Raw genomic sequence first — 12667 nt, 5'->3', positions numbered from 1 at the left:
AGGTGGTATATCTTTTATGAATAACAAAGAATTCATTACACCTTATGGTTTATTTGCGACTATTGTAGTAACTGTTATAGGGGTAGGTGTTTTTTCTTTACCAAGAGATTTAGCAACGAATGTAAATACTGATGGCTGGATTATAGCATTAATTAGCGGCATTATAAGTTATTTTTTAATTTATATTGCGTTAAGTGTAGTTGAGAATAATAAATATAGCAAGTTCTTTAATATTTTAGAATTGAATTTTGGGAAAATAATAGGCTCTATATTAGCTTTAATATTTATAATATACAATATATTTGCAGTGTCTATAGGTATGAGAGTTTTTATAGAGGTAATAAAGATGTATCTATTACAAAGAACTCCTACGGAATTTTTAATTATAATTACAATACTCACAGGGCTGTATCTTGTTAGGGGAGAGGTAGGAAGTTTAATAAAATTTAACGAAATCGCTTTTTGGGTGATGTTTCTTCCTATTACTTTTGTGCTTTTACTCACTTTAAACAGAACGGATTTCACTAATATATTTCCTATATTTAATAGTGCACCAGATGAATACGTAAAAGCATTAAGGTCAACTATCTATAGTTTTGGAGGGATAGAAATAATTTATTTGGTGCTTCCTTTTATGAAAAATAAAAAGTCCATAGCTAAAGTAGCCTTAAAAAGCATTATATTTGTAGCGCTTTTTTATGTAATTATAATAATTTTTTGTTTAGCTGTTTTTGCTAAAGAACAAACAAAAATATTGCTATGGCCGACAATTACTATGATTAAATCTATAAATATACCTGGGGCTTTTATAGAGAGGTGGGAAGGTATAATAATGGCCTTATGGGTAGTGTTTTACTTTACTACATTCGTAAATTCATATTATCTATCATCAGATATACTTAAGGATATGCTTAATTTACATGATATAAAGTTGTCATCGGCGCTAATAGTGCCATTTATATATGCTATAGCTTTATATCCAGAGAATATAGCTGAACTTTACGATATAAGTAATAGTATATTGCCTTATTTAGCAACCTTTAGTTCAGTTCTACTTCCTTTAATACTTTTTTTAAGAAAACCTTCTAAAAAAGAAGTAAAGGAGCGTGGAATCAAATGATAAAGTTCAGGAAAATTTTATCCTTGTCAATAATATGTATTTTATTGACTGGGTGCTGGGATAAGGTAGAACTAGATAGAAGAAGTCTGATATCTATTATAAGTATTGATGCAGGAGAACAGGTTGGGAAAGAAAAGGAATTGAAGAATTTTAGTGCGAATGATGCATTCACTGGGATGGATCTAAAAAAGCTGAGAGTAACCTTTGGAGCACCAGATATAAGTCAATTGGGACCTGGCAAAGGAGGAACCGCAAAGGATATGTACATAACTACCGATGGCTATTCAATGCAGGATGCAGTTGAAAAAGCATCCTTAAAAAGTAGCAGAGACATAAGATTTAGTCACAGTAGGTTATTAGTACTCGGTAAAGAGTTAACTACATACCCTGAAATTTTAAGAGAAGTTGTAGACTATTTACAAAGAGAACCTTCGTTAAATAGGAATATGTATGTTATCATGTCTGATGGAAAAGCAGAAGAATATATAAAATATAAACCAACAATGGAAAAAAACATTGAAAGTTATATAAATGGACTTATAGAAAATAGTAATAAAAATTCAATATTACCAGTAACGTTAAATGAATTTTTAGTTTTATTAAGTGAAAATGGAAACGCACTACTTCCACGTATGACTATAGAGAAGGATAAAAACGAGCTGAAGATATCAGGAATTGGTATAATTAAAGACTATAAATATAAAGGGGATTTATCTACTATAGAAACATCTAATTTAGAGATGTTGAGAGGAAAATTAAAAGGTGGAAGAAAGGTAATATATAAAAATGGGCATCCAATAGATATTGTGATTGACGGGATTGATAGAAAAATATCTGTAAGTAACCAAGATGGGAAACTTACATTTGACATTTTTCTAGATATTGAGGGTGAACTAAAGGACTATTATGTAGGGGGAGAGATTTTTTCTAAAGATGTACTTCAAGCGCTGCAGAATAATTTTAACAATTCTGTTAAGCAGGAATGTGAAGCAGTAGTTAAAGTAACTCAAAGGGAACTTGGAGTGGATCCTATAGGTTTGAGAGAATATGTTGAAAAATATCATCCTTTATTGTGGAAACAAATAAAGGATAAGTGGTCTGATGTTTATAGCAGCGCAACCATAAATGTTGGTATTAATAGTAATATTAGAAGAATAGGTGTAGTTAAATAAATTTTTAAAGAGTGAATATAACTAAAATGCTTGTCAATAATATAAATATCATTTAAAAAGTTGTTGGGGGGAAATTTATAATGAAGAAAATTACAATAATTGTTTTATGCATTTTAGCTATATTCGCTTTAGGTACAAATAAGATTCAAGGCAAAAGTGAATCGCTTCAAGAAGATATAGCATCTAAGATTATAAGATTTCACGTAATTGCTAATAGTGATTCAAAAAGTGACCAAGCCTTAAAGTTAAAAATAAGAGATAAAGTAATAGAATATATCCAACCAAAGTTAAAAAATTCAAAAAATATAGAAGAATCAAGAAAAATCATTAGGGAAAATGATAAAGAAATAATAGACATAGCAAACAAGGTTATAAATGATAATGGATTTAATTATTCAGTTAAAACTACACTATCTAATGAAAACTTTCCTATAAAAACCTATGGTAATATCACATTACCTCCAGGAAGATATGAAGCGTATAGAATAATCATAGGTGATGGAAAAGGACAAAATTGGTGGTGTGTAATGTTTCCACCACTATGTTTTGTCGATATAACAAAGGGAGAGGTTTCATATAAGGAAACAGAGACTGAAATGAAATCTGTTTTATCACCAGAAGAATATAAAATGGTTAATAACCAATTAGATAAGTCAAGAAATAGTGATATAAAAGTGAAATTTAAAATATTAGAAATGTTAGAAATGTTAGGAAATAAGAAAAGTCAGGTTAAATAGAAGTAAGAATCAGATAAGAATTTAAACTTATGCTGATTCTTATTTGGGTTTACAAACAAAACAATTTGCTCGCTGTTTTCATAAAGTATCTCTCTACAGATTTAAAAAATGTTTTACTAGTACTATCTTTTTGAAAAATCTTTTCAGAAGTTTCTATATCGTTATTTATTCTATTATTTTCCATAAGCATTTTTATAAGTTTATATATATCATTTCCTGCATTAGGCTTAGAGAAGTTCTCACAATTTATTCTCATTAATTTCAGTTTTTCAGGGCAGTTCAGTAATTCTTCAATTACTTCAATGCATTTATCTATGTCAGATAGATTAATTGCTAAATTATTTTTTAAAAGAAATTGTGCATTTTTTTCTTCTTGACCAGGTATAGGAGAAAAAAGACCCAATGGAATCTGGCATATTAAGGCTTCAGTTATAGTAAGGCCGCCAGGTTTAGTCAAAAGCAAGTCACAAGCTTGCATATACTTATTAACTGTATTAGTAAATCCTATAATGTGTGTTTCTTTAGGTGAATATTCCTTGAGTTTTGTAAGTTCATGATAAAGCTTTTGATTACTACCTGTTATTACGATTATTTGTATGTCTTGTTTTATATTACACAGTTTCTCATATACATCTGTGATTTTTCCGAGTCCCAGACTGCCGCCCATTATAAGAATGGTAAATTTATGTTCATTAAGATTTAATTCTTTTAATGTGACACTTCTGTCGAATTTTTCCATAAAAGATGGCTTAACAGGTATACCTAAATTGTATATAGTCTCTTTACAGATACCTTTTGAAACCATATCTTCAACCATGGCACAATTAGAAACAATATGTGCATCTATGTTAGCATGAAGCCAAGAGCCATGAGGATAGTAATCTGTAATAACTGAAATGGCAGGAAAATTCACGGTATATTTATGTTTCATTACAGATACCATTTCAGTTGAGAAGGGGTGAGTGGATACTAAAATATCAGGACTAAATTCTTCAAACAGAGGTAATAGTTTGTATGCCATAATTTCAATAAATTTTGAGCTTATCGTGGTTGCCAATCTATAATCTCCTTCAGAATAAGTATAAAGCTTGCCATAAAGTGAGGGAGTTCTTTTTATAGTTTTTAAATAACTTCCGATTACTACTTTATCTATTATTGGATTTATATATTTTAATGTATCAACTATCTTTATATCTGAATCTGGATTGTTTAAATTTATGTAATCTCGTATGGCTCCTGCGGCATGACCATGACCACCACCAGCAGAAACTGAAAGAATTAATACTTTCATTTAATCACCTTCCGGTTAAGTATGTAATAACATTATATAGGATGTATGAGCAATAATAAATCAGTTTAACAAACAATTAAGAAAAAATTTATATTTTGTTCTTTGGCTATCCATTAATAGTATACTCATATATTAAAAAATTTTGCAAATTATTATTAGTTTTTTAAGCAAACTTATACAAAATGAATAACAATCATATAAGATACAGACAATAGACTATAATAAGTTTTTATATACTGCAGTAAATTTAGAACAGATAGCAGTTGTATCATATAGGATTGGAGGAGTTTTGATGAAGGTAATTAAAAAAAGAATAATATATACTACTATAGTAACTTTAATAGTGGTCTTTTCAAGTACATTTGCAATTCTAATGACACTTGAAAGGACTGATTACCGAAACTATTTGCAGGCACAGTACAGTAAAAGTATGTACGAATTAATAGATTCAGTACAAAATATAAGGGTTAATTTAGGTAAGTCGAGTATAGTAGGATCAAGAGAACAAGAGATGGCAGTATTCTCTGAAATATTCAGATATGCAGCTATGGCAAATGATAAGATACACTCTCTCCCTGTGTCACAAGAAGTTATAGGTGATACTAGTAAATTCTTATCTCAGGTAGGAGATTTTTGTTATACTTTAGAGAAAGCGTCCTCTGAGGGAAGACAATTAAGTGATGCAGACTATGCTACTGTAGATAATTTAAAAAATCAGTCTTTTAGTCTAGAACAGCAACTTAAAAAAGTATCTAGTGACATAAATGAAGGAAGAGTAAGATGGGGCGAAATAAGAAAAAAAATTACAGGTGTATTTGCTAGTGGAAATAAAGAAGAAATGCTAGGTGACAAGTTTGGCGCAATACAAAAACAAGTAACACAATATCCATCTCTCATTTACGATGGACCTTTTTCTGATAACTCAGTGCAAATAACTCCTAGAATTAACTCACAAAAAGAGATTACTCAAAATCAGGCAGAGGATGTTGTTAGAACTTTAATTGGAAAAGATAAAGTAGAATCTTTACAGTCTTTGACAGTGGAAGGGTCTGGTCGAAGAATGGATGTTTATAGGTTTTCAGTATCAATAAGAGGAAGAGCTAGTAAGGATGAAAAAGTCGTATGTGAGATAACTAAGAAAGGTGGAAAAGTTCTATACCTATTGGATGGTAAATCTATTGGAAAAGCGAGTATTGATGTTGGAAAAGCAACAAATATTGGATCTAATTATTTGAAAAATATAGGATACAGTAATATGGTACCTACATATACACTTAACTATGGAAATGTAGCTGTAATTAATTATGTATATATGAATCAAAATATTATAATTTATCCTGATCAGATAAAATTAAAAATTGCATTAGATGATGGGAATATAGTAGGGATTGAATCAGAGAAATACCTTGTATCACATCAGGAAAACAGATCTATACCTTCCACGAAATTTACGGCTGAACAAGCAAAACAAAAAGTTGGGAAAAAACTCAATATTACAAGTGTCAGACTTGCAGTTATACCTACAGAAACTAATAAGGAAGTATTGTGCTATGAATTTTCAGGGAATTATAAGGGTGACAACTATAAGGTATATGTAAATGCTCAAACTAATTATGAGCAAAGAATATTGCAGATTATAAATACACCTAATGGGCAACTTACTATGTAATTGATGCTATATGTCTAAAACTTTCGCTTTTTATGGCGAAAGTTTTTATTTTAACTTTTATATATAAAGTTAAATAACTATACGAAAAATTATTGATAAAGTAATAAAAATTAACTAAACTAGTATTTAGAAGTTTTTATACAGGGCTTTTATTTAGTATAAATTGAGAGCCCGAGATTAATTTTTGATTTGAGAAAGGTGATAATATAATGACAAGAGCACTTGCGATGATTTCTGGAGGATTAGATAGCACACTAGCGGCAAAACTAATTAAAGATCAAGGTATAGAAGTAATAGGGATATGCTTTAAGTCTTACTTTTTTGGACCGGATAATGCTATAAGGATGGCAAAACAAATTGATATTCCATTAGAGGTAGTTGATTTTTCAGAGGAACATTTTAATTTGGTAAAGAATCCGAAACATGGTTATGGAAAAAATATAAATCCATGTATTGATTGTCATACTATGATGTTGAATTATTCTGGACGGCTTTTAGAGAAGTATCAAGCAGATTTTATAATTACTGGAGAGGTATTAAACCAAAGACCTATGTCTCAAAACAAGATATCTTTAGATATAGTTAAAAAAGAATCTGGATTTAGTGATAAAATTTTAAGACCTTTATGTGCTAAAAATCTTATTCCAACTAAGATGGAACTAGAGGGATTAGTAGATAGAGAAAATCTTTTAGATATATCTGGTAGAAGTAGAAAAGTACAAATGGAGCTAGCGGAGAAATGGAATATTAAAGATTATCCCTCACCAGCAGGTGGGTGTAAGCTTACAGAGCCTAATTATGCTAAAAGATTAAAGGAACTTTTGAAATATAAAGATATACCAGAAACAAGGGATTTGGAATTATTAAAATTTGGGAGACACTTTAGAGTTTCAGAAAATGCGAAAATTATATCAACAAGAACTGGCGATGAAGCAAATGAAATTAAGAAGTATCTCATGAATAATGATATGATATTTTTATCAGAAAGTTTCACAGGCTCAATGATTATAATAATTGGAAAACCTATAGAAGAGGATATAGAATTTGCGGCTAAAGTTACAGCTAGATATTGTAAGGGAAAAGACGAAAAGAAAGTAAAAATTAAGTATGGTTATTTTAAGAGGCCAATGAATAAATTCATAGAAGTCGAAGCTGCAACAGAAGAGGAAATAGGAAAATTTCTTATATAATTAAAGTGTCATAGATAGATGCTGAATAAAAGGAGGGATGTAATATGAAGAAAAAAGCTATTATTTCTGTATCCAGTAAGCAGAAAGAGGATGATATTATAGAAGTGGTAACTCCAGGAGACTTTTATGAAAAAGATGGATGTTACTATGCAGTATATAAAGAAACGGCGATATCGGGAATGGAAGGTACTACAACAACGCTAAAAATATATGAGGATAAATTTGTTCTTGTCAGGATGGGAAGTACGAGTGCTAAGATGGAATTTAATAAGCAATCAGAAAGCGTATCTATGTATAATACTCAATATGGAACCTTAGAATTAAAAATAGAAACTAAAGAATTAAACATAAATGTTAATGATGATGGAGGAGATATACAAATAAATTATGCTTTAACTGTAGGAGGGCAGACTCCTCAAAATACTTTGTTAGAAATAAATATAAAAACGCAGTGATAAAAAATTATTAAGGTGTTTGTTCGGATATAATATATAAAAACATACACCTTAATAATAAATTGTATCACTGCGTTTTTACATAAACAACATTTATTAAATTTAATCTTAAAGTGTATATTTTAGTTATTTATTGTTTAGAATTTTAAGAAGAAGTTGTTGTTTAAGTTATTAACATTGTGGATAAAAGGAAGTGTTTATTGTGAATAAATATTTTATAAATAAAGAAGAAAGTTATGAAAAAATAATTGAATTATTATGCAGGTATAAGGGATTGAGTAGGAAAGAATTGTTTAAAATTTTAAAAGACCAAGAATGTAGATACTTATTTTTTCTGCTTATCAGAAAGTATAATTGCTATGATATTGGAGCTATAGATAAAGATTTCCCTTCCGTGAATAAAAACAATATAGGAATGAACTTCAAAAAGGCAGAAGAGAAATTATTGCTTAATAAGAAGATAAGGGATATGTACTTCGAAGCAGAAAATATTATAGAAAAAGTAAAGTAGATTTTTTTTCGCAAAAAACAGTAGCATAATATAAAGAAGTATGCTAATATATTAAATATGTTTTGAAACACAAAAATGCCATTTTAACCTATAGGGTAATTTTTATTATATAACTAATGCGTTAATTTGTCAATATGTAGTCAATTATATTTTACATTATTATATAAAAACGGGGGTGAAATCTGCTTATTATAGCAGGAATTTTATGAGTACAAAATATATATTTGTAACAGGAGGAGTTGTATCCTCATTAGGTAAAGGAATAACAGCAGCTTCTTTAGGAAGATTACTAAAAAATAGAGGTTTAAAAGTTTCAATTCAAAAATTTGACCCATACATAAATATAGATCCAGGCACTATGAGTCCGTACCAACACGGTGAAGTTTTTGTAACGGATGATGGTGCTGAGACTGATTTGGATTTAGGACACTATGAAAGATTTATAGATGAGAACTTGAGTAAAAACAGTAATGTCACTACAGGAAAAGTATATTGGTCAGTTATAACAAAAGAAAGAAAAGGGGATTATTTAGGTGGAACAGTACAGGTAATTCCTCATATTACTAATGAAATTAAATCAAGAGTTTACAGAGTAGCAAAAGAGAGAGATGTAGATGTAGTTATTACCGAAATAGGTGGAACAATTGGAGATATAGAATCTTTACCATTTTTAGAATCTATAAGACAAATAAAATATGAAGTAGGTAGAGAAAATGTATGTTTTATACATGTAACTCTTGTTCCATACTTAGGTAAGTCAGGAGAACTTAAAACTAAACCTACACAGCATTCAGTAAAAGAACTAAGAGGGATAGGAATCCAACCAGATGTAATAGTGTGTCGTTCAGAAATGGCGATTTCAGATGATTTAAAAGAAAAAATAGGTTTGTTTTGTAATGTGGATGGAAATTCTGTTATTCAAAATTTAGATGCGGAAAACTTATATGAAGTTCCATTAATGTTGCATAATGAAGGTTTAGATACTCTAATATGCGAAAAGTTAAACTTACCTTGCAAAGAGATTGATAATACCGAATGGGTTAATATGGTAAATAGAATAAAAAATTTATCCCGCAATGTTACAATTGGACTTGTCGGAAAATATGTTGAATTACATGATGCATATATATCAGTTGTAGAGGCTTTAAGTCATGGTGGTTATGCAAATGATGCGAATGTTAACATAAAGTGGATAAACTCAATGGATATAACTGAAGAAAATGTATCAGAACATTTAAAGGATGTTGATGGTATATTGGTTCCAGGTGGTTTTGGGGATAGAGGTATAGAAGGTAAAATAGAATCTATAAGATGGGCAAGAGAGAATAGAGTTCCGTTCTTAGGAATATGTTTAGGAATGCAATGTGCAGTGATAGAATTTGCGAGAAATGTATTAGGATATGTTGATGCTCATAGTTCAGAAATAGCTTCAGATACAAAGTATCCAGTAATTGACTTAATGCCTGATCAGAAGGATGTGGATGAAAAAGGTGGTACTATGAGATTAGGACTATATCCATGCAAATTAGCGAAAGAAACAAATGCATTTGCAGCTTATGGTGAAGAGGTTATATACGAAAGACATAGACATAGATATGAATTTAATAATGAATATAGAAAAGCGCTAACTGAAGCAGGTCTTGTTTTATCAGGAACTAGTCCAGATACAAGATTAGTAGAAATTGTTGAGTTGAAGGATCATCCTTGGTTTGTAGCCGTTCAATTTCATCCGGAACTAAAGTCAAGACCAAACAGACCACATTCATTATTCAGAGATTTTATAAAAGCATCTTTAGACAATACTCAGTTAGATTTTTAATTATTTTGGCATATATAAGTCTTTATGATTTGTGTATGCCAATTTATTTTGTCGAAAAAAAATGATTTTGTAACAAAATAAATAAAAAAATAGGAAGGATTTTAATAATATTTATAGAAATATAAATATACAAAATCATAATTCTATAGGAGGGGTGAATAGTATGGTGTTTAATACTGATATTAGCATTGCTTTAAAGGATTTTAATGGATGTTATGTACTGCAGAAGTTTTCTATATTTAAAATAAACGAAATCAATAAGAACTTCTCCTCCTTGGGTGTGGAAGTTTATAATAAGATAATTTGCTTTAAAATTAAATGTCCTCTTTGTGGAAAGTCTCATTATTATAAATACAGCATAAATGAGCTTATAAGAAAAGAACTATCAGTTGGAGGATGTGAAGCATTAGGATTACCACTATTTTATATAGGCAGGTATGAAAGAGTAAATCAAATAGTTAGCATGCATAATAATATGAACAAAAAAATATGTGCTATGTTGTAATCTTTAAGGATAAAAGGTTTCTTTTATCCTTTTATTATGAAATTAATTAATAAAAATAAGCTCCACTTGGTAAAATAGAAGTAATGCTCTAATAAAAATTGCTTAAATGAAAAAAATATATAAAAATGTGGATTAAAATATGAAAAAGGGTTATAATTTATTTTACAGTGTAGCCTTTCAAATAAGAATTTCTTACTTCGGATAGAGTTTTGATATTAGAAGTTTGATAATTTCATTTTAAATTACATGATCTGTTAGTTATATTCAATTAATATTGGTATTGTTACGGATAGTAAATGGAAAAAATCTTTTGATTATTCCCAAGAGGTTAGATATAATTTTAAAAATTAAATATGTGAGGTGTTATTTTTTGATTAACAAAGATATGGATAACTTGACTGTTACTGAGTTAAGAGATATAGCCAAAAAATTAGGAGTAAAGGGCATATCTAAATATAAAAAGACTCAGCTAATTGAAGAAATAAAGAAGGTTTCTCCAGCTTCTATTAAAAAAGATGGAGTTATACTCAGGGAAAAAATAAGTCCTAAGAGTGAATCTGTACATAATGAAAGGGAAGAAGAAAATGCTGAAAAGATAAAAGCTGATGTACGAAGTGTTCAAAAGGTACCAAAGGTAGAGGAACCTAAAGTAGAAGAATCTAAAGTAGAAGAATCAAAGGAAGAAGAAAAGGTATCAGAAGAGGAAAAAAGAGAAAAACTTAAGGAAATGATAAATGAATCAGATACGGCTATAGGAGTTCTTGAAATAATAGAGAGTAATAACTACGGCTTTTTAAGAGGTAAAAACTATTTAACAGGTCCAGAAGATATATATGTATCACCATCTCAAATAAGAAGGTTTAACTTAAAGACTGGGGATGAGGTACGTGGTAAAGTTAGAACACCAAAAGAAGGTGAAAAATTTAAAGCACTTCTTTATGTAGAAAGAGTAAATGGAGAAAACCCAGAAAGAGCAGTAGGCAGAAAGCCATTTGAAAAGCTTACGCCTATATATCCAGAAGATAGATTGAAACTTGAAACTACACAAAATGATTTATCTACAAGACTTATGGATATTACATCCCCTATAGGAAAAGGACAAAGAGGGATTATAGTAGCACCTCCTAAAGCAGGTAAAACTACTCTTCTAAAGAAAATCGCTCAAAGTATATCTCAAAATCACCCAGAAACAAAACTTATAGTTGTTTTAATAGATGAAAGACCAGAAGAAGTTACAGATATGCAAAGGTCAATTAAAGGAGAGGTAATATACTCAACCTTTGATGAGGAACCTGAACATCACACTAAAGTAGCATATATGGTATTAGAGAGAGCTAAAAGGATGGTAGAACAAGGCCAAGATGTAGTGATTCTTTTAGATAGTATAACAAGACTTTCTAGAGCGTATAACTTAACGATTACACCAACAGGAAGAACTCTTTCAGGTGGACTTGATCCAGGAGCTCTAATAATGCCTAAAAAATTCTTTGGTGCTGCAAGGAACATAGAAGAAGGTGGAAGCCTTACTATACTTGCTACAGCACTTGTAGAAACTGGAAGCAGGATGGACGATATGATATTCGAAGAGTTTAAGGGTACTGGAAACATGGAGGTTCATCTTGATAGAAGACTTCAAGAAAGAAGAATATTCCCAGCTATAGATATTTATAAATCTGGTACAAGAAGAGATGATTTGCTATTTGACACTCAAACTGAAAAGGAAGCTGCATTTAATATAAGAAGAGTATTATACGATGAAAATAATACTCAAGGCATTACTGAGCAACTTATAAGCTTATTATCAAAAACTAAAAATAACAATGAATTTGTTAATTTCATTATAAAAAGTGGAATTAGCAAATCTGGAGATAAATAACAAAACCTGTCCTTTGATATCAAAGGACAGGTTTTATTATAAGAATTAAAATCAAAGAAATCTGATGTTAAACTCTATATTATTCTGATTTTAAATTGAATTTCTTCATGAATTTATCAACTCTTCCACCAACATCAACAATCTTCTGTTTTCCAGTGAAGAATGGATGGCATTTAGAGCATATTTCCACTTTTAATTCTTTTTCAGTTGAACCAGTTGTAAAAGTGTTTCCACATGCACACTTAACTACCGCATCATGATAGTATTCTGGATGTATGCCTTGTTTCATAATTTTCACCCCTTTTCAATTTAAGGATATATC

The 12667-nt window shown here is 29.9% G+C and carries 12 protein-coding genes; 10 read left to right on the top strand and 2 right to left on the bottom strand.

From position 1 onward, the window contains the following. Positions 1 to 16: 16 nt before the first annotated feature. The 3 genes from I6U48_RS05485 (at position 17) to spoIIR (ending at position 3029) form a co-directional block, all read left to right on the top strand. Positions 17 to 1120 (top strand): GerAB/ArcD/ProY family transporter, encoded by a 1104-nt coding sequence (locus I6U48_RS05485; protein ID WP_218319401.1) that lies wholly within the window; start codon positions 17 to 19, stop codon positions 1118 to 1120. Further along, positions 1117 to 2292, top strand: a complete 1176-nt coding sequence (locus I6U48_RS05480) for a Ger(x)C family spore germination protein (RefSeq protein ID WP_218319400.1) — start codon at positions 1117 to 1119, stop codon at positions 2290 to 2292. The genes I6U48_RS05485 and I6U48_RS05480 overlap by 4 nt, the downstream gene beginning before the upstream one ends. 80 nt (positions 2293 to 2372) lie before the next feature. Next, positions 2373 to 3029 carry a stage II sporulation protein R gene (gene spoIIR / locus I6U48_RS05475; RefSeq protein WP_218319399.1) on the top strand — a complete coding sequence of 219 codons (657 nt, stop codon included), beginning with the start codon at positions 2373 to 2375 and terminating at the stop codon, positions 3027 to 3029. A 49-nt stretch (positions 3030 to 3078) separates the two neighbouring features. Here the strand turns inward: spoIIR and I6U48_RS05470 are convergent, their stop codons facing one another. Continuing rightward, entirely contained in the window at positions 3079 to 4320 is a 1242-nt protein-coding gene (locus tag I6U48_RS05470; protein WP_218319398.1) for an MGDG synthase family glycosyltransferase, read from the bottom strand. A gap of 292 nt (positions 4321 to 4612) precedes the next feature. On the opposite strand from I6U48_RS05470, the gene ypeB reads away from it, so the two are divergent. The 7 genes from ypeB (at position 4613) to rho (ending at position 12345) form a co-directional block, all read left to right on the top strand. Beyond that, a complete protein-coding gene (ypeB, locus tag I6U48_RS05465) occupies positions 4613 to 5989 on the top strand; it encodes a germination protein YpeB (RefSeq protein ID WP_218319397.1) in 1377 nt (458 codons plus the stop codon). Between the two features lie 209 nt (positions 5990 to 6198). Beyond that, positions 6199 to 7179 carry a tRNA 4-thiouridine(8) synthase ThiI gene (locus I6U48_RS05460; protein ID WP_218319396.1) on the top strand — a complete coding sequence of 327 codons (981 nt, stop codon included), beginning with the start codon at positions 6199 to 6201 and terminating at the stop codon, positions 7177 to 7179. 44 nt (positions 7180 to 7223) lie between these two features. Further along, on the top strand, positions 7224 to 7634 hold the full coding sequence (locus I6U48_RS05455) for a YwiB family protein (protein WP_218319395.1): 411 nt from the start codon (positions 7224 to 7226) through the stop codon (positions 7632 to 7634). Between the two features lie 202 nt (positions 7635 to 7836). After that, entirely contained in the window at positions 7837 to 8145 is a 309-nt protein-coding gene (locus I6U48_RS05450) for a ribose-5-phosphate isomerase (protein ID WP_218319394.1), read from the top strand. A 205-nt stretch (positions 8146 to 8350) separates the two neighbouring features. Beyond that, positions 8351 to 9964 carry a CTP synthase gene (gene pyrG, locus I6U48_RS05445; RefSeq protein WP_218319393.1) on the top strand — a complete coding sequence of 538 codons (1614 nt, stop codon included), beginning with the start codon at positions 8351 to 8353 and terminating at the stop codon, positions 9962 to 9964. A gap of 163 nt (positions 9965 to 10127) precedes the next feature. Next, the gene (locus I6U48_RS05440; RefSeq protein WP_218319392.1) at positions 10128 to 10469 is read left to right on the top strand and encodes a hypothetical protein; all 342 of its coding nucleotides are present in this window, start codon (positions 10128 to 10130) and stop codon (positions 10467 to 10469) included. Between the two features lie 370 nt (positions 10470 to 10839). After that, positions 10840 to 12345, top strand: coding sequence for a transcription termination factor Rho (rho, locus tag I6U48_RS05435; protein WP_218319391.1), 1506 nt, complete (start codon positions 10840 to 10842; stop codon positions 12343 to 12345). Between the two features lie 79 nt (positions 12346 to 12424). Here rho and rpmE read toward each other — a convergent pair whose 3' ends face one another. Further along, on the bottom strand, positions 12425 to 12634 hold the full coding sequence (gene rpmE, locus I6U48_RS05430) for a 50S ribosomal protein L31 (RefSeq protein ID WP_218319390.1): 210 nt from the start codon (positions 12632 to 12634) through the stop codon (positions 12425 to 12427). Positions 12635 to 12667 lie beyond the last annotated feature (33 nt).

Origin of the sequence: Clostridium thailandense, assembly GCF_019207025.1 — a bacterium.
Lineage (GTDB): Bacteria > Bacillota > Clostridia > Clostridiales > Clostridiaceae > Clostridium_AM > Clostridium_AM thailandense.
This window is presented reverse-complemented; position numbering and strand designations above follow the sequence as displayed.

Bases quoted from the DNA above. Each gene is read 5' to 3' on its own strand.
- ypeB (WP_218319397.1), top strand. From the start codon at position 4,613: ATGAAGGTAATTAAAAAAAGAATAATATATACTACTATAGTAACTTTA.
- I6U48_RS05440 (WP_218319392.1), top strand. From the start codon at position 10,128: ATGGTGTTTAATACTGATATTAGCATTGCTTTAAAGGATTTTAATGGA.
- spoIIR (WP_218319399.1), top strand. From the start codon at position 2,373: ATGAAGAAAATTACAATAATTGTTTTATGCATTTTAGCTATATTCGCT.
- I6U48_RS05470 (WP_218319398.1), bottom strand. From the start codon at position 4,320: ATGAAAGTATTAATTCTTTCAGTTTCTGCTGGTGGTGGTCATGGTCAT.
- I6U48_RS05485 (WP_218319401.1), top strand. From the start codon at position 17: ATGAATAACAAAGAATTCATTACACCTTATGGTTTATTTGCGACTATT.
- I6U48_RS05455 (WP_218319395.1), top strand. From the start codon at position 7,224: ATGAAGAAAAAAGCTATTATTTCTGTATCCAGTAAGCAGAAAGAGGAT.
- rpmE (WP_218319390.1), bottom strand. From the start codon at position 12,634: ATGAAACAAGGCATACATCCAGAATACTATCATGATGCGGTAGTTAAG.
- pyrG (WP_218319393.1), top strand. From the start codon at position 8,351: ATGAGTACAAAATATATATTTGTAACAGGAGGAGTTGTATCCTCATTA.
- I6U48_RS05460 (WP_218319396.1), top strand. From the start codon at position 6,199: ATGACAAGAGCACTTGCGATGATTTCTGGAGGATTAGATAGCACACTA.
- I6U48_RS05480 (WP_218319400.1), top strand. From the start codon at position 1,117: ATGATAAAGTTCAGGAAAATTTTATCCTTGTCAATAATATGTATTTTA.